Source organism: Streptomyces minutiscleroticus, from assembly GCF_014650875.1.
GTDB classification, from domain to species: Bacteria; Actinomycetota; Actinomycetes; order Streptomycetales; family Streptomycetaceae; genus Streptomyces; species Streptomyces minutiscleroticus.
Genome location: NZ_BMVU01000001.1, coordinates 527,988 through 550,517 on the forward strand (window position 1 = coordinate 527,988; position 22,530 = coordinate 550,517).

Genomic DNA, 22,530 nt, shown 5'->3' on the forward strand with positions numbered 1-22,530 from the left:
TTCTCAGGAGTCCGGGCGACCCTTCAGGAGTCCAGGCCGATCGCGAAGGCCGCCTCCAGGTCGTGCTGCGAATAGGTGCGGAAGGCGACGTGCGTGTCCGTGCCCTCCACGCCCTGGATCTTGCTGATGCGGCCGGGGATGACCTCGGCCAGGTCCTCGTGCTCCCGGACCCGGACCATCGCGATCAGGTCGTAGGTCCCGGTGACGGAGAACACCTCGCTGACGGAGTCCAGCGCGGCGATCTGCTCCGCGATCTCGGGGATCCGGTCCACGCTGGTCTTGATGAGCACGATCGCGGTGATCACGGCTGGCTGTCTCCCTCGGGGGCCGTCGCTGGGGACTTCACTCTAGCCCTACGCCCCGGCCGTCCGGCCGTGCGCCCGTAGCGCACCCACGCGTAGAGAAGTCCCAGCGTGAAGCCGATGAGATGGGCCAGGTAGGCCACTGTGGGACCCGCCTCGGCGCGGCCCGCCGCCAGCCACTGCAGGGCCACCCAGAAGGGCAGCACGACCCACGCCGGGAAGCGCAGCGGCAGGAAGAACAGGAACGGGAAGAGACTGGTCACGCGCGCGGTGGGGAACAGGTACAGGAACGCGCCGAGGACCGCGGAGATCGCGCCCGACGCGCCGACCAGCGTCTGCTCCGAGCCGGCGTTGGCCACCGCGTAGCCGAGCAGCGCGAGACAGCCGCAGGCCAGGTAGAGCAGGGCGAACCCGGTCCGGCCCATGCGCTCCTCGGCCATCGCGCCGAACACGTAGAGGAAGAGCATGTTCCCCAGGAGATGCAGCCAGCTGCCGTGCACGAAGAGCGCGGTGGCCGGCGTCGCGAGGGCGCGCGGCGCACCGCCCGTCAGATCGGCCGGGATCACGCCCCAGCGGGCGAAGTAGTCCTGCTGCGCCGCGAGCAGCTCGTCGCCGGTGCCGTACACCGGGTTGAGTCCGGCCGCCGGGCCCAGTACGAAGACGAGGCAGCACAGGACGATCGCCCCGTGCGTCACCGGCGCCGACTGCTTTCCGACCGCCCTGGTGACGGTCGCGCCCCACTTGTCCCACTTGCCGATCATTGACAGAGCATGACGTAACAGGACGGACTGGCGTGAAACGCCTCGCCGCCGTGGACGCACGAGCGGCGGGTACGGGCCAGGCCGTAGGGTTACGAGCCACACGCACCAGGGAAACTGGCGCATCACGGAGACTGGAAGGAAGAGCAGGCACGATGACCGTTCCGCTGCCCACGGACAAGACCCGGTGGCGCTGCACGCTCTGCGGCAACCTCACCCGGTTCGACGTGACCCGCTCCTCGAAGGTCGTCGAGTACGTTCACCTCGACCTGGCCGGTGAGCCGAGCGTCGAGGAGCGCGAGGTGGTCAGTGAGACCATCGAGTCGGTCCGGTGCCGCTGGTGCAACGCGGTGGACCAGGTGGAACTAGTGGACAGGCCGGGCACCGGCTCCTGAGGTCAGGGGCCGGTCCCGCACGGAGGATGGGTGTGACGGATGGCGGAGACCACGGGTGAGGGGCCGGGCGACGGCGCCGCCGAGGTGCTCGACCGTCCGCTGCCCGACGGCGTGCGGCGGCGGGTCGTCCAGATCGTCTCGGACGGCTTCGGCGGCCTGACCGTCGCGGAACTGCCCGCGCAGCTGCGGCAGTACGCCCGGTTCGCCCCGAACCGCCGGGCCAAGTTCGCGGGCAACGCCATGGCGACCGCCCTGGAGACCGACCCGCTGTTCCGGCAGCGGATCGGGGAGAAGCTCAGAGACGCGCAGCCGGAGCTGGCCGGCGCCCTCGACGCCGGTTCGCCGCCCCCGGCCGCGGACCCGCTGGACGTGGCGGCCGCGGCCTACGTGCTGCGTCCCACGGGCTGGGTGAAGCTCGTGACCGCCGCGGGCGAGGAGGCCCAGCGGGCGGACGCCGAGCGCGCGGACGAGGAGAGCCGCGCCGAACTGGAGCGGCTGCGCGCCCAGCTGGCCGAGGCCCGCGCCCAGACCCGGGCGGAGACCGAGCGCCTGCGGGCGGAACTGGAGTCCGCCAGGAGGGAAGCGGAATCGCTTCACCGCAAGCTGCGCGGCGCCCTGAGCGACGTCAAGCGGGGCGAGGCGGCCCTGCGCAAGGCGCAGGCGGAGGTCGAGGCGGCGCGCACCGAGGGGCAGACGCAGGTGTCCGCCGCGGAGAGCGAGGCCCGGCGGCTCAAGGCGCGGCTCGGCGAGGCCGAGGCGGCCCTGGAGGCCACCCGGCGGGCGGCCCGTGAGGGGCGCAGCGTCGAGGACATGCGGGTGCGGCTGCTGCTGGACACGGTGCTCGACGCGGCGCAGGGCCTGCGCCGCGAACTGGCGCTGCCGCCCGTCTCCGTGCGCCCCGCCGAGACCGTGGACGCGGTCGAGCCGGGCCGGATGACCCCCAAGGACATCGCGGCCCGCGCGCTGTCCGAGCACGACCCCGCGATCCTGGACCAGTTGCTCGCGCTGCCCCAGGCGCACCTGGTCGTCGACGGCTACAACGTCACCAAGACCGGCTATCCGCAGATGCCGCTGGAGAAGCAGCGCCTCAGACTGCTCGGCCAGCTCTCGCAGCTCGCCGCGCAGACCGGGGCCGAGGTCACCTGCGTCTTCGACGGGGCCGAACTGGCGGCCCCCGTACTGCTCGCGCCGCCGCGCGGGGTGCGGGTGCTGTTCTCCAAGCCGGGCGTCACCGCGGACGAGCTGATCCGCCAGCTGGTGCGGGCCGAGCCGCCCGGGCGGCCGGTGATCGTCGCCTCCACCGACCGCGAGGTCGCCGACGGCGTCGCCAAGGCGGGCGCCCGCCCGGTGGCCTCGGCGGTCCTGCTGAAGCGGTTCATGCGCGGCTGAGCCGCGGGGCGCCGGCGGGTCCCGCGCCGCCCGGTCCCGCCCGGGTGCCGGGCGGCCGCGAGCGGGGGCCGGGCGGCCGCGGTCGGGAGCGGGCGCGGGGCCGGACGGCCTCGGAGCCGGGTCGGACGGGGGCCGCGTCGAACAGCCTCGTACGCGTGGCCGATTCCCGCGCCCCGTGGCCGGAATCGACCGTTCCGTACGTCCCGCGCCCCTGTGGCGCGCCGCTGTCCCTCCTGTCTCGTACGACCCGGTCGGCGCCGTACGTCTCTGTCGTAACTTCTGGGCTGCTTGCCCGAGTTGGAGAAACCTTCGCGCAACGTAGCGTCAGGACGGCATCACCGCACGTGAGCCAGGGGAACGGAATGCGTTCGGTAACCGAGATTTTTCTGTTGAGGATTTGAACTGATCACAAGAAGGTCACTAGGGTCTGGCGTCGAACCTCCGCTCGGGTGATCGCTCATCGGGAGTGACGGCGGAGGGGCACCGCCCACCGGTGTGTTCGGTAGGCGGCTGGAGGAAGAAGGAGCTCGCCTCCGTGGCGTCCCACCGTCGACCCAAGCAGCCGAGCCGTGCCCGCGTGACCGTGCTCACCGCGACCGCGGCCGCCGCCGTGGCCCTCACCTCCCAGGCCGCGAACGCCGCCCCGAGCGAGAAGCCGAGCAAGGACGAGGTCAAGTCCAAGGTCGACAAGCTCTACGAAGAGGCGGAGAAGGCCACCGAGAAGTACAACGGGGCCAAGGAGAAGCAGGAGAAGCTCGAGAAGCAGATCGACGATCTGCAGGACAACGTGGCCCGCGGCCAGGAGGAGCTCAACGAGCTGCGGGACGGCCTCGGCTCGATGGCCAGCGCCCAGTACCGCTCGGGCGGCATCGATCCCTCCGTCCAGCTCTTCCTCTCCGCCGACCCGGACGACTACCTCGACAAGGCGTCCACCATGGACCAGCTGAGCGGTCAGCAGGTCGAGGCGCTGAAGAAGGTCCAGGAGAAGCAGCGCTCGCTCGCCCAGCAGCGCAAGGAGGCCTCCGAGAAGCTCGCGGACCTCGCCGACACCCGCACCGAGCTCGGCAAGAAGAAGAAGGAAGTCCAGGGCAAGCTCGCCGAGGCGCAGAAGCTGCTCAACTCCCTGACGGCCGCGGAGAGGGCCGCGCTCCAGGAGGAGGAGCAGAGAGCCTCCCGCGCCAGCGAGCGCAACGCCCTCGACGCGAGCACCGGGAGCGCCGGGAGCGGTGGCCAGGCGGCCTCCGGCCGCGCCTCGGCCGCGTACGCCGCCGCGCAGAGCAGGATCGGCTCGCCGTACGTCTACGGTGCCACCGGCCCCAGCTCCTTCGACTGCTCCGGCCTCACCTCCTGGGCCTACGCCCAGGCCGGCGTCGGCATCCCGCGCACCTCCGAGGCCCAGGCCAACTACGGCACGCGCATCTACTCCCAGAGCGACCTCCAGATCGGCGACCTGGTCTTCTTCTTCAACGACCTGCACCACGTCGGCCTCTACGCCGGCAACGGCCAGGTCCTGCACGCGCCGCGCACCGGCACCGTCGTGCGGTACGAGTCGATGAACACCATCGGCGGCCCGTTCATGTTCGGCGTCCGGGTCTGATCCGGCCGGCCCCTCCACGGCCTCCGCGGGCCACGCCTCCTACCGCCCGATCGGGCGAATTCGGCGCCGCATGCTGACCCCTCGCCCCGCCGGTGACCTGCGTCTCCGGCGGGGCGTCGCCGTGTCCGCCCGGTCGCGTCTTTGTCCGCCGCGTGATCGCGCGGCTACTCTCTGCCGCGTTTCCCCCAACTCCGGGGGACCGTCAGCGGAAGGGAGACCGGCTTCCCGTGGGGTCCCATCGCCGTCCCGCACCATCCGGCCTCGACCGGGGCGCCCGCAGCGCCGCCCTCTGCGTGCTCTCCGTCGCCGCCGCCTTCGGCTCGCTCCCGGCCGCCGGCGCCGCGCCCGAGGACGACGTCCGCGCCCGGGTGGACCGCCTGTACGAGGAGGCCGAGCGCGCCACCGAGGCGTACAACAAGGCCGACGACCGGGCGGACGGCCTGAGCGAGCAGGTGGGCCTGGCCCAGGACCGCCTCGCACGGCAGCAGGACCGGGTCAACGCCCTGCGGGACGCGCTCGGTTCGCTCGCCGGGGCCCAGTACCGCTCCGGTGGCATCGACCCCTCGCTCGCCCTGCTCTTCTCCACGGACCCGGACGGCTACCTCGACAAGGCCGCCGCCCTGGACCGGATCGGCGTCCGCCAGGCGGGCGAGCTCCGGCGCCTCAACTCGGCCCTGCGCGTCCTGGGACAGCAGCGCGAGGAGGCCGGCCGCAAGCTCGCCGAGCTGGAGGAGAGCCGCCGGGACGTGGCCCGCAACAAGCGCCTCGTCGAGCGGAAGCTCGCGGTGGCCCGGCGGCTGCTCAACACGCTGTCCGCCGACGAGCGCGAGGCGTTCGGCCGGGCCTCCCGCTCGGCGCGCGGCGCGCTGCCGGAGTTCGGCGGCTCGGCCGCGCCCTCCGGCCGCGCCGCCGCCGCCCTCGCCGCGGCCCGCTCCGCCCTCGGCCGCCCGTACGTGTGGGGCGCCACCGGTCCCTCCGGCTTCGACTGCTCGGGCCTCATGCAGTGGTCGTACGCGCAGGCGGGCGTCGCCCTGCCGCGCACCTCGCAGGAGCAGCGGCACGCCGGGCGGCAGGTGCCGCTCGCCGAGGCCCGCCCCGGCGACCTGGTCACCTATCGCTCGGACGCCAGCCACGTCGGGATGTACGTCGGCGGCGGGCAGGTCATCCACGCGCCCCACCCGGGCGCCGCGGTCCGCTACGACCCGGTGGGCATGATGCCCGTCTCGTCCGTGACGCGCCCCTGAGCCGGCGGCGCGGACCCCGTACGATCGGGCGGATGGCCGGTCGAAGCGTTGCGTCGGGATGGGTCGTGGGGCTGCTGCTCGCCGGCCTGGTGGGCTGCGGGGCGCCGGCCTCGCCGGACACCACGGCCGCGGCGGTGCAGCGGCTGCTCGACCGGCGGGCCGGTGCGGTGCTCGACGGGGACGCGGTCGCGTACGCGGAGACCTCGGCTCCGGCCGGTGGCGCGTCCGCCGGGACGGACCTCGGCCGGCTGCGCGCCGTTCCGCTCGCCGCCTGGTCCTACCGCGTGACCGCCGTCCGCCGCGACGGCGACGCGGCCACCGTGCGGGCCGAGCTGCGCTACCGCCTCGACGGGTACGACCGGGCGCCCGTCACCGCCGGGCGCACCCTGCGGCTGACCCGCACCGACGGGCGCTGGTACGTGGCCTCGGACCGGCCCGCCGGGCGGTCGGCGCAGCAGCTGTGGGACCAGGGCGCCGTCCGCGCGGTGCGGGGCGGGCACAGCCTCGTCCTGGGGGCGGGGCAGTCCGAGGAAACGTTGCGCCGGTACGCGGACCTCGCCGACCGCGCGGTGCCCGCGGTGCGGGCGGCGTGGGACGGGGACTGGCCGGGGCGGGTGGTGGTCCTGGTGCCCGGCTCGGTGGACGGGATGGCGGCGCTGCTCGGGGCGTCCGCGTCCGCGTACCGGGGGATAGCGGCGGTCACCACGGGCGAGACGGGCGGCGGGGAGAAGGTCCCGGCGGACCGGATCGTGGTGAACCCGGACGCGTACGGCGCCCTCGGCGACCTCGGCAGGCAGGTCGTGCTCACCCACGAGACCACGCACGTGGCGACCCGCGCGCACACCTCGGCGGCCACCCCGCTGTGGCTCTCCGAGGGGTACGCGGACTGGGCCGGCTACCGCGGCACCGGCCGGACGGCCGCCCAGGCGGCGCCCGAGCTGCGGCGCGCCGTGGCGGCGGGGGACCGGCCCGCCGAGCTGCCGCAGGACGCGGACTTCGCCTTCTCCGGGGACGCCGCGCGGCTGGCGCGGGCGTACGAGGGCGGCTGGCTGGCCTGCCGCATGGTCGCCGGCCGCTGGGGCGAGGCCCGCCTGAACGAGTTCTACCGGGCGGTGGCCGCCCACGGACGGCGCGCGGGCGCGCTGGAGACGGCCCTGCGGGACGTCCTGGGCACGACCCCGCAAAAGTTCACGGCGGACTGGAAGGCGTACGTCGCGGACCGGCTGGGGTGAGCGGGGCCGGGGACGCGGAACCGGCCCGGGGACGGGCGGCGGCGCGCGTTGGATAGGGTCGGCCCCGATGCACAAGACCCTGATCGTGACGAACGACTTCCCGCCGCGGCCCGGTGGCATCCAGGCGTTCCTGCACAACATGGCGCTGCGCCTGGACCCCGAGCGGGTCGTCGTCTACGCGTCCACCTGGAAGCGGAGCCGGGAGGGCGTCGGGGCCACGGCCGCGTTCGACGCCGAGCAGCCCTTCACGGTCGTACGCGACCGCACCACGATGCTGCTGCCCACGCCGGGCGCCACGCGCCGCGCCACCGGGCTGCTGCGCGAGCACGGCTGCACGTCGGTGTGGTTCGGCGCGGCGGCGCCGCTCGGGCTGATGGCGCCCGCGCTGCGCGCGGCGGGGGCCGAGCGGCTGGTGGCCACCACCCACGGCCACGAGGCGGGCTGGGCCCAGCTGCCCGCCGCGCGCGGCCTGCTGCGCCGCATCGGCGAGGCCACGGACACGGTCACGTACCTGGGCGAGTACACGCGCTCCCGGATCGCGGGGGCGCTGAGCCCGGCGGCGGCCGACCGGATGGCCCACCTGCCGCCCGGCGTCGACGAGAAGACCTTCCACCCCGGCTCCGGCGGCGACGAGGTCCGTGCCCGGCTGGGGCTCACCGACCGCCCGGTCGTCGTCTGCGTCTCCCGCCTCGTGCCGCGCAAGGGCCAGGACACGCTGATCCGGGCCATGCCGCGGATCCTGGCCGGGGAGTCGGACGCCGTCCTGCTGATCGTCGGCGGTGGCCCGTACGAGAGGGACCTGCGCCGGCTGGCGGAGGAGACCGGGGTCGCCGGCTCCGTGCGCTTCACCGGGTCGGTGCCCTGGTCCGAGCTGCCGGCCCACTACGGCGCAGGCGACGTCTTCGCCATGCCGTGCCGCACCCGCCGGGGCGGGCTCGACGTGGAGGGGCTCGGCATCGTGTACCTGGAGGCCTCGGCGACCGGGCTGCCGGTCGTCGCGGGCGACTCCGGCGGCGCCCCGGACGCCGTCCTGGACGGCGAGACCGGCTGGGTCGTGCGCGGCGGCTCCCCGGAGGAGGCCGCGGACCGGATCACCGCGCTGCTCGGCGACGCGGAGCTGCGCCGCCGCATGGGGGAGCGCGGCCGGGCGTGGGTCGAGGAGAAGTGGCGCTGGGACCTGCTGGCGGAGCGGTTGCAGGAGCTGCTGTAGCGACCGGCGGCCCGCACGGGCCTACGCAGGGGGCGCGGGACCTCGTCCGAGGTCCCGCGCCCCCTGCGTACGAGCGGTTCGTTCGTGGGGCTCAGCCCCGGTAGAGCGCCTCGATCTCGTCCGCGTAGTCCTTGGCGACGACGTTGCGCTTGAGCTTCAGGGACGGGGTGAGGTGCCCCGACTCCTCGGTGAACTGGGCGGACAGGACGCGGAACTTGCGCACCGACTCCGCCTTCGACACCGCGGCGTTGCCGTCGTCGACCGCGGACTGGACCGCGGCCAGCAGGTCCGCGTCCTCGCGCAGCGTCGCCGCCGTGGAGCCGGCCGGCTTGCCGTGCTCGGCGCACCAGCGGGCCAGGAACTCCTCGTCGAGCGTGACCAGCGCGCCCACGAACGGCCGCCCGTCGCCGACCACCATGCACTCCGCGACCAGCGCGTGCGCCCGGATGCGGTCCTCGATCACGGCCGGGGCGACGTTCTTGCCGCCCGCGGTGACGATGATCTCCTTCTTGCGGCCGGTGATCCGCAGGTAGCCGTCCTCGTCGAGGGTGCCGAGGTCGCCGGTGTGGAACCAGCCGTCCGCGAGCGCCTCGGCGGTCGCGCCGTCGTTGTTCCAGTACTCCTTGAACAGGTGCTCGCCGTGCAGCAGCACCTCGCCGTCGTCGGCGATGCGCACCACCGAGCCCGGCAGCGGCTGGCCGACCGTGCCGATCTTCTGCCGGTCCCACGGGTTGAACGCCGTGGCCGCGCAGGACTCCGTCAGGCCGTAGCCCTCCAGGACGGAGAAGCCGATGCCGCGGAAGAAGTGGCCGAGCCGCTCGCCCAGCGGGGCGCCGCCGGAGATCGCGTACTCGCCCCGGCCGCCGAGCACCGCGCGCAGCTTGCCGTAGACCAGCTTGTCGAAGAGCTTGTGCTTGAGCCTGAGGCCGAGGGACGGGCCCGAGGGGGTGTCCAGCGCGCGGCTGTACGCGATCGCCGTGTCCGCCGCCCTGTCGAAGATCCGGCCCTTGCCGTCGGCCTGCGCCTTGGCCCGCGCGCCGTTGTAGACCTTCTCGAAGACCCGCGGCACGCCGAGGATCAGCGTCGGCCGGAACGCGGCCAGCTCGTCGGTGAGGTTCTTGATGTCCGGGACCAGGCCCAGCTTGATCGGCGCCATCATCGGCGCGATCTGCACCAGCCGCCCGAAGACGTGGGCCAGCGGCAGGAACAGCAGCACCGAGCACTCGCCCGTGCGGAACAGGGGGCGCAGCCGCTCCACGATGTTGCCGCACTCGGCGAAGAAGCTGCGGTGGGTGAGCACGCAGCCCTTGGGGCGCCCCGTGGTGCCGGAGGTGTAGACGATGGTCGCCGGGTCGTCGGCCTTCGCGACCGAGCTGCGCTCCTCGACGGTCGCGTCCTCGACGTCCGCGCCGAGCCGCTCCAGCTCCGCCACGCCGCCGCCGTCGATCCGCCAGAGGTGCTCCAGGGCGGGCAGCCGGTCGCGCACGGACTCCACGGACGCCGCGTGCGCCGCCGTCTCCACGACGCAGGCCACGGCGCCGGAGTCGCCGAGGATCCACTGGACCTGCTCGGGCGAGCTGGTCTCGTACACCGGCACGGTGACGCCGCCCGCGCTCCAGATCGCGAAGTCCAGCAGCGTCCACTCGTAGCGGGTGCGCGACATCAGGCCGACCCGGTCGCCGGGCCGCACGCCGGCGGCGATCAGCCCCTTGGCGGCGGCCCTGACCTCGGCGAGGAACGCGGTGGCGGTGACGTCCGTCCAGGTGCCGCCGGTCTTGCGGGCGATCACGGCGACATCGGGGTGCTGCGCGGCGTTTCTGCGGACGATGTCGGTCAGATTGCCGTCCGCTGGGACCTCGTACAAGGCCGGAAGGCTGAACTCGCGCAAGACTGCTGCTCCTCATAGGGCGCCGGCGCCACGACTCTGTGTGATGCGACGGTGCGGTCCAAGGCTCGGGCAGGCACTCGGGGGACGGCGTGGCTGACACCTGAGTGCGACTGGACTGCCCGGACGTTACCCGCCGGTACTGCTGTCACGACAGGGGGTCGGGCGGAGATGTTCCCTGCGTCACACAGCTCGGCATTCCTTTCGCGCACAGTAGTCCACGGGATTCCCGACTGAGAAGTAACCGCAGGTCCGGCTGCGTCTGCACACGCCTGCTCCACGGCTCTACGCTTGATCGCCATGGCAGCTACACAGAACGGGCGGGGCGAACGGCCCGGCACCCGCGTCCACGTGGTGAGCGACGTGCACGGCAACGCGCGCGACCTGGCCGTGGCGGGGGAGGGCGCCGACGCCCTGATCTGCCTGGGCGACCTCATCCTCTTCCTCGACTACGCCGACCACTCGCGCGGCATCTTCCCCGACCTCTTCGGCGAGGAGAACGCGGACCGCATCGTCGAGCTGCGCACCGCGCGCCGCTTCGAGGAGGCGCGCGCGTTCGGACGGCGGCTGTGGGCGGGCCTCGACCGCGAGGCGGCTACGGAGAGGGCGGTGCGCAAGCAGTACGCCGAGCTGTTCGCCGCGTTCCCCACGCCGACGTACGCCACGTACGGCAACGTCGACATGCCGGCCCTGTGGCCGGAGTACGCCGGACCCGGTACGACCGTGCTGGACGGCGAGCGGGTCGAGATCGGCGGCCGGGTCTTCGGCTTCGTCGGCGGCGGCCTGCGCACCCCGATGAGGACGCCCTTCGAGATCGGCGACGAGGAGTACGCGGCCAAGATCGAGGCCGTCGGCGAGGTGGACGTGCTGTGCACGCACATCCCGCCCGAGGTGCCGGAGCTCGTGTACGACACGGTGGCGCGCCGCTTCGAGCGGGGCAGCCGCGCCCTGCTGGACGCCATCCGGCGGACCCGTCCGCGCTACTCCCTCTTCGGGCACGTGCACCAGCCGCTGGCGCGGCGCATGCGGATCGGGGCGACCGAGTGCGTCAACGTGGGGCACTTCGCCAGGACGGGGAAGCCGTGGGTGCTGGAGTGGTGACGCCCGGGCGGCCCGGCCGGCGGGCCGGCGGGCGGACCGGGACACCGGCGCGCTGAACCGGCGGACCGGCAGGTCGGACCGGTGGACCGGTGGGCGGGGGCGGTGGACCGGCCGGCCGGACCGGTGGACCGGCGGGCGGGGGCGGCGGCGGTGCCGGGGCCCGTGCACCCCGGGCGCCCCGGCGGCTTCCGGCCACCGGGGGCGCGCGGCGGGGCACCGGGCTCCGGGGCGGGGGCCGTCGGCGGGGCGCCGCGCGGTAGCCTTCACGCTGCATACACACGCGCGGGTCCGTGCACCGCGAACGTGCGGGTCACGCGGACAGCGCCCCTCTTCACCGGACCGCACCTGGAGGAGCCACGGCGATGGCGGAACACACCAGCTCGAGCATCACGATCGAGGCGGCGCCGGCCGACGTCATGGGAGTGATCGCCGACTTCGCCCGCTACCCGGACTGGACGGGAGAGGTGAAGGAGGCGGAGGTGCTCGCCACCGACGACCGGGGCCGCGCCGAGCAGGTGCGCCTCGTCATGGACGCGGGCGCCATCAAGGACGACCAGACCCTCGCGTACACCTGGACCGGCGACCACGAGGTGTCGTGGACCCTGGTGAAGTCCCAGATGCTGCGCTCGCTCGACGGCTCCTACCTGCTGCGCCCCGCGGGCGACGGCGTCACGGAGGTCACCTACCGGCTGACCGTCGACGTCAAGATCCCCATGCTCGGGATGATCAAGCGCAAGGCGGAGAAGGTCATCATCGACCGCGCCCTGGCGGGCCTGAAGAAGCGCGTGGAGTCGGGCGAGAAGTAGCACCGGCCCGACGGCGGGGCGGGCGGCCGACGCTCCCCGGCGCCGGCCGCCGGCTTCCGGGGCCCGCCGGGCCCGTGCCCCGGGGGCGGTCGGACGCGCGCCCGGCCGCTTGAGGGACCGGCCCCCTCGGGACCCGTGCCCGGCCACCGCGGCACCCGTGCCCGGCCGCCGGCCCGGTCCGTACGCGGGCCGGCCCGGACCGCCGTGCTCCGTGAACCGGACCGGGCCGCCCGCCGTTACGTCGCGCGTGGGCCGGTCCGGGCCGCCCGCCGTTACGTCGCGCGTGGGCCGGTCCGGGCCGCCTGTCGTTCGTGGGCCGGTCGGGGCCGCCCGGCGTGCCCGTCGCCCGTGGGCCGGGCCGCCTGTCGTGTCCGTCGCCTGTCGTTCGTGGGCCGCTCCGGGCCGCCCGGCGTGCCCGTGACCCGTCCGTCGCCCGTGGGCCGGGCCGGAGCCGGGCGGGGGCCGGGGGAAGCCGCCCCGCAGCCCGGACCGGTGCAGCGGCCGTGATCCGGAGCGGGCGGGCGGCGCGGGTAGCGTTCAGCCCCATGCGCACCATCCTGATCACCGGGCCCGGCGGCAGCGGCCGCACCACGGTCGCCGCGGCCACCGCGCTCGCCGCCGCCCGCGAGGGCGCCCGCACGCTCGTACTGGGCGCCGACCGCACCGACACGCTGGGCGCGGCCCTCGGCGTGCGCACGGGCCCGGAGCCCGTCACGGCCGCCCCCGGCCTGACCGCCCTGCGCCCGGACCCCGACGCGGACTTCCGCGCGGCCCTCCTCTCCCTGCAGGACCGCGCGGCCACCGCCCTCGACCTGCTCGGCTCCGCCCGCCTGGAGGACGAGGAGCTGACCCCGCTCCCGGGCGCCGGGGAGCTGTCCCTGCTGCGCGCCCTGCGCGAGGCGGCGACGGCGGACGCGTACGACCTGCTCGTGCTCGACCTCCCGCCGGCCGCGCAGGCCCTCGCCCTCCTCGCGCTCCCCGAGGAACTGCGCCGCTACCTGCGCCGGCTGCTGCCGCCCGAACGGCAGGCGGCCCGCGCCCTGCGCCCCGTCCTCGGCCGGCTCGCGGGCGTTCCCATGCCGGCCGAGCGGCTGTACGAGACGGCCGCCCGCTGGGACCTGGAGCTGGCCGCCGCCGAGGCCGTCGTGAACGACCCGGGGACGACCGTGCGGCTCGTCGCGGAGCCCGGACCGGCGGGCCTCGACGCGGTGCGCGACGCCGTGACCGGGTGCGCGCTGCGCGGACTGCGCGTCGAGGGCGTGATCGCCAACCGCGTCCTGCCCGACGATCCGGCCGACGCCCGGCTCGCCGGGCTCGCCGCCCAGCAGCGCAAGGCCGTGGACGAGTGGCGCGCGGCGAGCGAGGTGGACGTGGTGGACGTGGTGGCGCACCTCGGGCGCGACCCGCGCGGCGCCGACGACCTCGCCGCGCTCGCCGTGCCCGGCGCCGGCGACGCCCCCGGGCCCGTCCGCTGGCCCGTGCGCGACCGGCTCGCCGACGACGGCGTCCTGGTCTGGCACATACCCCTGCCCGGCGCGGTGCGCGGGGAGGTCGAGCTCGTCCGCCGCGGGGACGAACTCGTCGTCGCCGCGGGCCGCTTCCGCCGCGTCGTGCCGCTGCCGTCCGTGCTGCGCCGCTGCACCGTCGACGGCGCGGCCCTGCGCGAGGGCGAGCTGACCGTCCGCTTCGCGCCCGACCCGGAGCTGTGGCCGCGGGAGCGGTGAGCGCGCCGCGCGGGGACGGCCGCCCGGCCGGCACCCGCCGGTCCCGCGGCCGTCCGCCGTCGCCCGCGCCGCCCGGCGGCGTGGCCGGTCCCGATCGGGGAGTGCGCGGGCGGTGAACGGTTTACGCCCGTTCGGGTAACGTCGGAAGGGACAGCGCCGACGCTTGGAGTCCGCCATGAGCGAAGAGCACCCCCCGTCCGGGCCCGCGCACGGGGCGGCCGACGAGGTGCGTGCCACCGAGGCCGACGCCGACGCCTGGGCGAAGGCGTGCGCGGAGGACCTGGAGGCGGAGAAGGCCCGCCGCCGGGCGGAGTACGGGCCGCCCCCCGGCTCGGCCGCCGAGGAGCTGCGCAAGCTCGTCGACGCGGTCGCGGACAAGCTCGCCGGCCTGCAGTCCCCGCTGTTCGGAGCGGTCGCCCAGGGGGGCGCCCAGCAGCTGGTGAACCAGGTGGTGCGGCAGGCCAAAGCCGCCGTCGAGCCCGTCGTCGAACGCAATCCCGAGGTCTTCGACCACCTGGCGGCGGCCGGCTCCGAGCTGCTCGCCGCCTACCGCTCCGCCGTGGAGGCGCAGGAACGGCGCTGGACCCGTGGTCCCGACCGCACCCGGGGCCGCGGCGAGGAGCCCGGACCCGGGGAACACATCGACCTGGACTGAGGCCCCTCGGGTACGGTTGGCCGTAGCGGGGCTCGACCGAAACTGAGGGATTCATGGGACTCACCATCGGCGTCGACATCGGCGGCACGAAGATCGCGGCCGGCGTGGTCGACGAGGAAGGCAACATCCTCTCGACCTTCAAGGTGCCGACTCCCACGACGCCGGAAGCCATCGTGGACGCCATCGCCTCCGCCGTGGAGGGCGCCAGGGCGGGGCACGAGATCGTCGGCGTGGGCATCGGCGCCGCCGGCTACGTCAACCGGCAGCGCTCCACCGTCTACTTCGCGCCCAACATCGACTGGCGCCAGGAGCCGCTCAAGGCCGAGGTGGAGGGGCGCGTCGGCCTGCCCGTCGTCGTGGAGAACGACGCGAACGCGGCGGCCTGGGGCGAGTACAAGTTCGGCGCGGGCAAGGGCCACCGCAACGTCATCTGCATCACGCTCGGCACCGGCCTGGGCGGCGGCATCATCATCGGCAACAAGCTGCGCCGCGGCCACTTCGGCGTCGCCGCCGAGTTCGGCCACATCCGGATGGTGCCGGACGGCCTGCTGTGCGGCTGCGGCTCGCAGGGCTGCTGGGAGCAGTACGCCTCGGGCCGCGCCCTCGTCCGCTACGCCAAGCAGCGGGCGAACGCCACGCCCGAGCGCGCCGAGACCCTGCTCGCGCTGGGCGACGGCACCCCCGACGGCATCGAGGGCAAGCACATCTCGGTGGCCGCTCGGCAGGGCGACCCGGTGGCGGTCGACTCCTACCGCGAGCTGGCCCGCTGGGCGGGCGCCGGCCTGGCCGACCTGGCCTCGCTGTTCGACCCGTCCGCGTTCATCGTCGGCGGCGGCCTCTCGGACGAGGGCGAGCTGGTCCTCGACCCGATCCGCAAGTCGTACAAGCGCTGGCTCGTCGGCGGCAACTGGCGGCCGGTGGCCGACGTGATCGCCGCCCAGCTCGGCAACGACGCGGGCCTCGTGGGCGCGGCCGACCTGGCCCGGGAGCCCGACCCGATCATGTGACACGGGCGTCCCCGGCGACGCCCGCACGACGACGCCCGCCGCTCCCTCCGGGGAGGGCGGGCGCTCGCCGTTCAGGGACCCCGCCCGGCAGGCCCGTCCCGGGGACCTGACCGGCACGTCTGACCCGGGGACCTGACCGGCACGCGCACGCCGGGGACCCGTCCGGCACCTCTGGTCCGGGGGTCCGCCCGGGCACGCCCGTGCCGGTACCGGCACCGTCCGCGGGAGGGCGCCGTGCCGCTTCCGTGCCCCGCCGCTCCCCGGCGGCGGACCGCCCGAGGCGTATCTTGATCGGCATGCCGACCAGTTCCACGCCGTTCACCCTGCCCAACTCCCGCACGGAGCCGGACGGTTCGGCCGTCGTCCGGGTGCTGAGCTACAACATCCGCTCGATGCAGGACGACACCGCCGCGCTCGCCCGGGTGATCGCCGCGTGCGCGCCCGACCTGGTCCTGCTGCAGGAGGCGCCGCGGTTCTTCCGCTGGCGCAAGAAGCTGGCCCGGCTCGCGGCCGCGTCGGGGCTGGTGACCCTGTCGGGCGGCGGCACCGCCGCGGGCCCCGCGCTGCTCTGCTCGCTGCGGGCCACCGTCGAACGCACCGAGGACGTCCTGCTGCCGCTCACCCCGGGCCTGCACCGGCGCGGCCTCGCCACCGCGGTCGTCCGCTTCGGCGGCGCCCGCCTCGGCGTGCTGAGCTGCCACCTCTCGCTCCAGCGGGACGAGCGGTACGAGCAGGGCGGCATGCTCCTGGACCGGCTCGCCGGGCTCGGCGTCCCGCACGCCGTCGCCGGCGGCGACCTCAACGAACGGCCCGAGGGGCGCACCTTCCGGCGCCTGGCCTCCCACCTCCAGGACGGCTGGGCGGTCGCGCCCCGGGGCGGCGAGCACACCTACGCGGCCACCGGCCCGTACCAGCGCATCGACTCCGTCTTCGCCACGGCGGGCGTGGAGGTCCTCGGCTGCGGCGTCCCGCTCGGCCACCCGGGGGTCACGGAGGCGGACCTGCGGGCGGCCACGGACCACCTGCCCGTCCTCGCCGACCTCCGGGTCCCGGCCGCCTGACCCCGCCCGGTGAGGACGGGCGGGACCGCGACGGAAGCCAGGACCGTACGGAAGGCGGGCCGTGCCGGCGGGCGGCGCGCCCGGGTCAGACCACCGCGCCGCGGCCGGGGTCGTCGTCGTCCTCGTCGCCGGGGTTCATCCGCATCACCAGCGTCGCGAAGCCGCCCAGGAAGCCGCCGATGCCGAGCGTGGTCAGCCACCAGGTCATGTCCCAGCCGAGCAGCACGGCGAGCAGCAGCAGGACCGGGCCGCCGACGACCGCGAGCCAGGCGAACTTGACCGTCGCGTCCGCCTCGGGCAGCGGAGGCGGCTCCGGCGGCACGAAGTGGTCCTCGTCGTCCGCGTCGGCGTCCGGCGCCTCGTAGTCGCGCGGGCCGCTGCGCACGCCCGGTGCGAAGGCCACCGAGGAGCCCAGGGGTCTCACGGCCACCGGCGGCTCGTCCTCGCCGCCGTCCCGGGGACCCGGACCGCTCCCGCGGTCCTCCCCGTCCCCGTCCTTCCGGGCGCCGCCCCCCGGGTCGCCGGAGCCGCCCGGACTGCCGGGCCGGTCGGACCCGCCCGGCCCGGCGCCGGTCTCCGGCTCCGGCAGGAACAGGTTCTCGACGGGTCTGAAGGGCCTGGTGCCGGGCGGGTCCGCCGGCTCCTCGCCGTAGCCCGCGACGATCGCGGCCCACGCGGCGTCCTCGTCGAACGGCGCCTCCCGCGCGTCGTCCCGGCCGCCGTCCCGCTCCTTTTGCGCGCCGTCCTCCTCGCCCCCGGCGTGCTTCTCCCGGTCCTCCCGGTCCTCGTGCTTCTCCCGGTCCTCGCGCTCCTCGCGTCCTTCGCGGTCCGCGTCGTACTCAGCCACCGGAGCCCGTCCCTTCCTGCTGCCCCACCTGCTCCGCGACGGCCCCCTCGCCGGCGCCGGGTGCGAGCCGGCCGATGAACGAGTGGCTCTCCTCGAAGATCCGGTCCGCGTCGTGGTCCAACGTCGCGACGTGGTAGCTGTGTTCCAGCAGCACCTCCGTCACGTCCGTGGACGACACCCGGCCGAGGACGCGGGCCGCGTCGACGGGCGGCACCACGTGGTCCTGGGGGCTGCGCAGCAGCAGGAGCGGCTGCGTCACCTGCGGCAGCTCGGCGTCGACCAGCCGCAGGAAGGACCGCAGCGAGTGGGCCGCGTGCAGGGGCACCCGGTCGTAACCGAGCTCGGTGGCGCCCTCCTTCGCGATGTCGTCGGTCAGGCCCCTGGTCGTGCGCACCACGTGGCGCAGCAGCGGCAGGGCGTACGCCGACAGGCCGTGCACCCTGTTCGCCGGGTTGACGACGACCACGCCCGCGACCGCGTCCCCGTGCCGGGCGGCGAGTCGCAACGCCAGCGCGCCACCCATGGACAGACCGCACACGAAGACCCGGGAGCACCGCTCGCGCAGGGAGCGCAGCTCGCGGTCCACCTCCGCGTACCAGTCCTGCCAGCCGGTGACCTGCATGTCCTCCCAGCGGGTGCCGTGTCCGGGCAGCAGCGGGAGCGAGACGGTCAGGTCGCGCGCGGCGAGGTACTCCGCCCAGGGGCGCAGCGACTGCGGGGAACCGGTGAAACCGTGACAGAGGAGGACGCCGACCTCCCCGCCCTCGTGGCGGTACGGCTCGGCTCCGGGGAGGACCGGCACCTTCGGTCTCCTGTTCGTGAGAGGGAGGAACGGGACGCGGCGGAACACGGGGGACGCGGACGGGACCGGAGGACGGTGACGGGCACCGGCGCCCGGGCGCGGACGGGACCGGACGGTACGGCCCCGCGGGACCGGGCCGTGCTTCACGCTTCACGGTACGCGACCGCACTGACACCGACCAGGGTCGACGGCCCCGTTCGGTGACGCTCCGGGTTAAGGTCTGATCCACAGACACAGGAGGCACTCGGTTTGATCTACGGCGCAATGAAGTTTTCCATCGGAGGACCGCTGAAGCTCGCCTTCCGGCCCTGGGTGGAAGGCCTCGAGAACGTGCCCGCCGAGGGCCCCGCCGTCCTGGCGAGCAACCACCTGTCGTTCTCGGACTCCTTCTTCCTGCCCGCGGTCCTGGACCGCAAGGTCACGTTCATCGCCAAGGCCGAGTACTTCACGACGCCCGGCGTCAAGGGGCGCCTGACCGCCGCCTTCTTCAAGGGCGTCGGCCAGCTGCCGGTGGACCGCTCCGGCGCGCGCGGCGCCGGCGAGGCCGCGATCAGGAGCGGTATCGAGGTCCTGGAGCGCGGCGAGCTGTTCGGTATCTATCCCGAGGGCACGCGCTCGCCCGACGGGCGCCTGTACCGCGGCAAGCCCGGCGGCCTCGCCCGCGTGGCGCTCGCCACCGGCGCGCCCGTCATCCCCGTGGCGATGATCGACACGGAGAAGATCCAGCCGCCGGGCAAGGTCGTCCCGAAGCTGATGCGGCCCGGCATCCGGATCGGCAGGCCGCTGGACTTCAGCCGGTACCACGGTATGGAGCACGACCGTTTCGTGCTGCGCGCGGTGACCGACGAGGTCATGTACGAGATCATGAAGCTCTCCGGCCAGGAGTACGTCGACATGTACGCGACCGCCGCCAAGCGGCAGATCGCGGAGGCGGCCAAGGCCGAGAAGCAGGCCCACAAGCAGGCCGGGCCGGAGCGGAAGCAGGCCGAGGAGCGGGCCGAGCAGGTCCGGCGGCAGGACGGGCCCGGGGAGAAGCCGGACGACGAGCCGGGCGGCGCGCCGGACGGCGGCACGGACGAGCGGGCGCACGGGGAAGGCGGACCGGGCCGCGGGGACGCGGCCGGGGACGCGAAGCGGTAGGCCGCAGGAGGACGGCCCGGTTCCGGGGCGTCCGTCGCGGCGGGGGTGGGGGACATGGCCGAGCGCGGAAAAGTCATGAGGATGTCGGTCGAGCAGCCGCTGTGGCGTGCGCTCACCGCGTACCGGGTCCTGACGATGGTCTACGCCGTCGGGCTCTTCGTCGCCCAGCACGACGCGTTCCCGCGGCCCGAAGTGGCCGTCGCCTACTACGCGGTGCTGGTGCCCTGGACGCTCGCGACGCTGCCGAAGGTCGCGAACGCGGCGAGCTGCACCCGGTGGTTCCTCGCCGTGGACCTGTCCGTCGCCCTCACCGGCATCCTGCTCACGCCGGTCGCGGACGCCCACGACCGGATCGTCGCGGGCGGCCCGACCCTGCCGTCGATATGGACCGCGGGCTCCGTCCTGGCGTTCGCGATCAAGGGCGGCTGGCGCTGGGCGGCCTTCGCCTCCGCGCTCGTCGGCGTCGCCAACCTCGTGCAGCGCGGCGCCGCCAGCCAGGACACCGTCCACAACGTCCTGCTGGTCTGGGTCGCCGCCATCGCCATCGGCTACGTCGTCGAGGTCGCCCGCGCCTCCGAGCGCACCCTCGCCCGCGCCCTGGAGATCGAGGCCGCGACCCGCGAGCGGGAGCGGCTGGCCCGGGACATCCACGACAGCGTGCTGCAGGTGCTGGCCATGGTGCAGCGGCGCGGCACCGCGATCGGCGGCGAGGCGGCCGAACTGGGCCGGATGGCCGGCGAGCAGGAGGTGGCGCTGCGCACGCTCGTCACCGGCGGCCTGGCACCCGCGTCCCCGGCGCCCGAGGACGCCTCCCGGCCGCCCGCGGCGCGTGCGGACGGCGCGCCCGGCGGGGCGGACGGCGCGTCCGGCGGGGCGGGCGAGGCCGACCTGCGCCCGCTGCTCGCCGCGTACGCCACGGCCCGCGTGACCCTGTCCGAGCCCGGCGCACCCGTCCTGCTCGCGCCCGTCGCCGCGCGGGAACTGGCCGCGGCCGTCGGCGCCGCCCTGGACAATGTCCACCGGCACGCGGGGGACGGTGCGCGCGCCTGGATATTGGTCGAGGACGAGCCGGACGAGGTGATCGTGACCGTGCGCGACGACGGGCCGGGCATCCCCGAGGGGCGGCTCGCCCAGGCCGAGGGCGAGGGGCGCCTGGGGGTGGCCCTGTCCATCCGCGGCCGGCTGCGCGACATCGGGGGCACGGCCGAGCTGGTCTCGGTCCCGGGCCAGGGCACGGAAGTCGAACTGAAGGTCCCACGGGGGAAGGCGGAGCAGCGATGACAGGGACGGCGGAGACCACGGACGAGCGGCCGCGGGACACGATCAGGGTGATGGTGGTCGACGACCACCCGATGTGGCGCGACGCCGTCGCCCGCGACCTGGGCGAGGCGGGCTTCGACGTGGTGGCCACGGCGGGCGACGGCGAGCAGGCGGTCCGCCGGGCCGGGGCGGCCGCCCCGGACGTCCTGGTGCTCGACCTCAACCTGCCCGTCAAGCCCGGCGTCCAGGTCTGCAAGGAACTCGTCGGCGCCGACCCGAGGCTGCGCGTCCTCGTCCTGTCGGCCAGCGGCGAGCACGCCGACGTCCTGGAGGCCGTGAAGTCGGGCGCCACCGGCTACCTGGTGAAGTCCGCCTCCACGGAGGAGCTGATCGACGCGGTGGGCCGTACGGCGGTGGGCGACCCCGTCTTCACGCCGGGCCTCGCGGGCCTGGTCCTCGGCGAGTACCGGCGCCTGGCCTCCGAGCCCGCGCCCGCCGCGGGCGCCGACGAGCCGGGGGCCCCGCGGCTCACCGAGCGCGAGACCGAGGTGCTGCGGCTGGTCGCCAAGGGCCTGAGCTACAAGCAGATCGCCGAGCGCCTGGTCATCTCCCACCGCACCGTGCAGAACCACGTGCAGAACACCCTCGGCAAGCTCCAGCTGCACAACCGCGTGGAGCTGGTCCGGTACGCGATCGAGCGCGGACTGGACGACGAGTGATCCGCGCGGGCCGGGGGCGGCTCCCGCGGCCGCCGGGACCCGGACGTCAAGGGCGGGGGCGCGTACCCGCCTTCGGGTGATGGTGCGGCAGTCAACTGCGCCCGTCCGTACCGTAATTGACGCTCCGCACCATCCCGGAGTGACGTGGATCACTATTAGCGTGTCCCTTCACCAGGCACCCCCGGCGAAGGGACATTTCCATGCGGGTCGGAGTACTGACCGGAGGCGGCGACTGCCCCGGGCTCAACGCCGTCATCCGGGGCGTCGTCCGCAAGGGCGTACAGGAGTACGGCTACGAATTCACCGGCTTCCGGGACGGCTGGCGGGGGCCGCTGGAGGGCGACGCCGTACGGCTCGACATCCCGGCCGTCCGCGGCATCCTGCCGCGCGGCGGCACCATCCTCGGCTCCTCGCGCACCAACCCCCTCAAACTGGAGAACGGCATCCGCCGGATCAAGGACAACCTCGCCAAGTGCGAGGTCGACTCCCTGATCGCGATCGGCGGGGAGGACACCCTGGGCGTCGCCGCGCGCCTCAGCGACGAGTACGGCGTGCCCGTCGTCGGCGTGCCCAAGACCATCGACAACGACCTGTCCGCCACCGACTACACCTTCGGCTTCGACACGGCCGTCAACATCGCCACCGAGGCGATCGACCGCCTGCACACCACGGCCGAGTCGCACATGCGGGTGCTCGTCGTGGAGGTCATGGGCCGGCACGCGGGCTGGATCGCCCTGCACTCCGGGCTCGCGGGCGGCGCGAACGTCATCCTCATCCCCGAGCAGCGCTTCGACCTCGACCAGGTCTGCGCCTGGGTGACCTCCCGCTTCCGCGCCAGCTACGCCCCCATCGTGGTCGTCGCCGAGGGCGCGACGCCCAGGGACGGCGAGATGGTGCTCAAGGACGAGTCGCTGGACTCCTTCGGGCACGTGCGGCTGTCCGGGGTGGGCGAGTGGCTGGCCAAGCAGATCGAGAAGCGCACCGGCAAGGAGGCCCGCACGACCGTTCTCGGCCACGTCCAGCGCGGCGGCACCCCGAGCGCCTTCGACCGCTGGCTCGCCACCCGCTTCGGGCTGCACGCGATCGACGCCGTGCGCGACGGCGACTTCGGGAAGATGGTCGCGCTGCGCGGCACCGACATCGTGCGGGTGCCGATCGGGGAGGCCACGGCCCGGCTGAAGACGGTGGACCCGCGCCTGTACCAGGAGGTCGGGGTGTTCTTCGGCTGATACCGGCCGGCGCTTTGCGGCCCGCCCGGCGCCGCGGTGGCCGCCGCCCTGCATTCGGCGGTGACCACCGCAGACGGGAGAAACCGTGGAGATCCTCGCGTTCGGCGTGCAGGCCGACGAGAAGCCGCTGACCGAGAAGACCTTCGCCGCGCACCGGCACGACGTGC

21 protein-coding genes are annotated in these 22,530 nt (G+C 74.8%); 16 read left to right on the forward strand and 5 right to left on the reverse strand.

The features are described 5' to 3' along the window. Positions 1 to 23 precede the first annotated feature (23 nt). Positions 24 to 305, reverse strand: a complete 282-nt coding sequence (locus IE271_RS02085; protein WP_024882613.1) for an Lrp/AsnC family transcriptional regulator — start codon at positions 303 to 305, stop codon at positions 24 to 26. Continuing rightward, positions 302 to 1,063, reverse strand: coding sequence for a rhomboid family intramembrane serine protease (locus IE271_RS02090; protein ID WP_190188346.1), 762 nt, complete (start codon positions 1,061 to 1,063; stop codon positions 302 to 304). The genes IE271_RS02085 and IE271_RS02090 overlap by 4 nt, the downstream gene beginning before the upstream one ends. 152 nt (positions 1,064 to 1,215) lie before the next feature. On the opposite strand from IE271_RS02090, the gene IE271_RS02095 reads away from it, so the two are divergent. From IE271_RS02095 to IE271_RS02120, 6 genes are all read left to right on the forward strand, one after another. After that, a complete protein-coding gene (locus IE271_RS02095; protein WP_190188347.1) occupies positions 1,216 to 1,455 on the forward strand; it encodes a hypothetical protein in 240 nt (79 codons plus the stop codon). A gap of 39 nt (positions 1,456 to 1,494) precedes the next feature. Beyond that, complete coding sequence (locus tag IE271_RS02100; protein WP_190188348.1) at positions 1,495 to 2,844, forward strand: NYN domain-containing protein; 1,350 nt, start codon at positions 1,495 to 1,497, stop codon at positions 2,842 to 2,844. Between the two features lie 535 nt (positions 2,845 to 3,379). Beyond that, positions 3,380 to 4,441 carry a C40 family peptidase gene (locus tag IE271_RS02105; protein WP_190188349.1) on the forward strand — a complete coding sequence of 354 codons (1,062 nt, stop codon included), beginning with the start codon at positions 3,380 to 3,382 and terminating at the stop codon, positions 4,439 to 4,441. Positions 4,442 to 4,668: 227 nt separating this feature from the next. Beyond that, a complete protein-coding gene (locus IE271_RS02110) occupies positions 4,669 to 5,685 on the forward strand; it encodes a C40 family peptidase (protein ID WP_190188350.1) in 1,017 nt (338 codons plus the stop codon). A 32-nt stretch (positions 5,686 to 5,717) separates the two neighbouring features. Continuing rightward, positions 5,718 to 6,917, forward strand: a complete 1,200-nt coding sequence (locus IE271_RS02115; protein ID WP_190188351.1) for a hypothetical protein — start codon at positions 5,718 to 5,720, stop codon at positions 6,915 to 6,917. A 67-nt stretch (positions 6,918 to 6,984) separates the two neighbouring features. Further along, positions 6,985 to 8,127 (forward strand): glycosyltransferase family 4 protein, encoded by a 1,143-nt coding sequence (locus IE271_RS02120; protein ID WP_190188352.1) that lies wholly within the window; start codon positions 6,985 to 6,987, stop codon positions 8,125 to 8,127. A 91-nt stretch (positions 8,128 to 8,218) separates the two neighbouring features. Here IE271_RS02120 and IE271_RS02125 read toward each other — a convergent pair whose 3' ends face one another. Next, on the reverse strand, positions 8,219 to 10,015 hold the full coding sequence (locus tag IE271_RS02125) for an AMP-dependent synthetase/ligase (protein WP_190188353.1): 1,797 nt from the start codon (positions 10,013 to 10,015) through the stop codon (positions 8,219 to 8,221). Positions 10,016 to 10,312: 297 nt separating this feature from the next. Here IE271_RS02125 and IE271_RS02130 point away from each other — a divergent pair, with 297 nt between their 5' ends. The 6 genes from IE271_RS02130 (at position 10,313) to IE271_RS02155 (ending at position 16,366) form a co-directional block, all read left to right on the forward strand. Continuing rightward, on the forward strand, positions 10,313 to 11,113 hold the full coding sequence (locus IE271_RS02130; RefSeq protein ID WP_190188354.1) for a metallophosphoesterase family protein: 801 nt from the start codon (positions 10,313 to 10,315) through the stop codon (positions 11,111 to 11,113). A gap of 362 nt (positions 11,114 to 11,475) precedes the next feature. Continuing rightward, complete coding sequence (locus tag IE271_RS02135) at positions 11,476 to 11,919, forward strand: SRPBCC family protein (protein ID WP_190188355.1); 444 nt, start codon at positions 11,476 to 11,478, stop codon at positions 11,917 to 11,919. Positions 11,920 to 12,464: 545 nt separating this feature from the next. Beyond that, positions 12,465 to 13,643, forward strand: a complete 1,179-nt coding sequence (locus IE271_RS02140) for an ArsA family ATPase (protein WP_190188356.1) — start codon at positions 12,465 to 12,467, stop codon at positions 13,641 to 13,643. Positions 13,644 to 13,818: 175 nt separating this feature from the next. After that, the gene (locus IE271_RS02145) at positions 13,819 to 14,298 is read left to right on the forward strand and encodes a DUF5304 domain-containing protein (protein WP_190188357.1); all 480 of its coding nucleotides are present in this window, start codon (positions 13,819 to 13,821) and stop codon (positions 14,296 to 14,298) included. 53 nt (positions 14,299 to 14,351) lie between these two features. Beyond that, positions 14,352 to 15,305: an ROK family glucokinase gene (locus IE271_RS02150; protein WP_190188358.1), complete on the forward strand. Its 954-nt coding sequence runs from the start codon at positions 14,352 to 14,354 to the stop codon at positions 15,303 to 15,305. 296 nt (positions 15,306 to 15,601) lie between these two features. Then, positions 15,602 to 16,366 (forward strand): endonuclease/exonuclease/phosphatase family protein, encoded by a 765-nt coding sequence (locus IE271_RS02155; protein ID WP_190188359.1) that lies wholly within the window; start codon positions 15,602 to 15,604, stop codon positions 16,364 to 16,366. An 85-nt stretch (positions 16,367 to 16,451) separates the two neighbouring features. Here IE271_RS02155 and IE271_RS02160 read toward each other — a convergent pair whose 3' ends face one another. Together IE271_RS02160 and IE271_RS02165 are read right to left on the reverse strand one after the other, a co-directional pair. Continuing rightward, entirely contained in the window at positions 16,452 to 17,213 is a 762-nt protein-coding gene (locus IE271_RS02160; RefSeq protein ID WP_190188360.1) for a hypothetical protein, read from the reverse strand. After that, positions 17,206 to 18,015 carry an alpha/beta hydrolase gene (locus IE271_RS02165; RefSeq protein WP_190188361.1) on the reverse strand — a complete coding sequence of 270 codons (810 nt, stop codon included), beginning with the start codon at positions 18,013 to 18,015 and terminating at the stop codon, positions 17,206 to 17,208. Before IE271_RS02165 ends, IE271_RS02160 begins: the two co-directional genes overlap by 8 nt. Positions 18,016 to 18,279: 264 nt before the next feature. Here IE271_RS02165 and IE271_RS02170 point away from each other — a divergent pair, with 264 nt between their 5' ends. The 4 genes from IE271_RS02170 to IE271_RS02185 all read left to right on the forward strand — a co-directional run bounded on the left by IE271_RS02170 (position 18,280) and on the right by IE271_RS02185 (position 22,363). Continuing rightward, on the forward strand, positions 18,280 to 19,155 hold the full coding sequence (locus IE271_RS02170; RefSeq protein WP_229919079.1) for a lysophospholipid acyltransferase family protein: 876 nt from the start codon (positions 18,280 to 18,282) through the stop codon (positions 19,153 to 19,155). A 54-nt stretch (positions 19,156 to 19,209) separates the two neighbouring features. Beyond that, positions 19,210 to 20,436, forward strand: a complete 1,227-nt coding sequence (gene macS, locus IE271_RS02175; protein WP_190188363.1) for a MacS family sensor histidine kinase — start codon at positions 19,210 to 19,212, stop codon at positions 20,434 to 20,436. Continuing rightward, positions 20,433 to 21,134, forward strand: coding sequence for a response regulator (locus IE271_RS02180; protein ID WP_190188364.1), 702 nt, complete (start codon positions 20,433 to 20,435; stop codon positions 21,132 to 21,134). The genes macS and IE271_RS02180 overlap by 4 nt, the downstream gene beginning before the upstream one ends. Before the next feature lie 200 nt (positions 21,135 to 21,334). After that, positions 21,335 to 22,363 carry a 6-phosphofructokinase gene (locus IE271_RS02185; RefSeq protein ID WP_190188365.1) on the forward strand — a complete coding sequence of 343 codons (1,029 nt, stop codon included), beginning with the start codon at positions 21,335 to 21,337 and terminating at the stop codon, positions 22,361 to 22,363. The last annotated feature ends 167 nt before the right edge of the window (positions 22,364 to 22,530 follow it).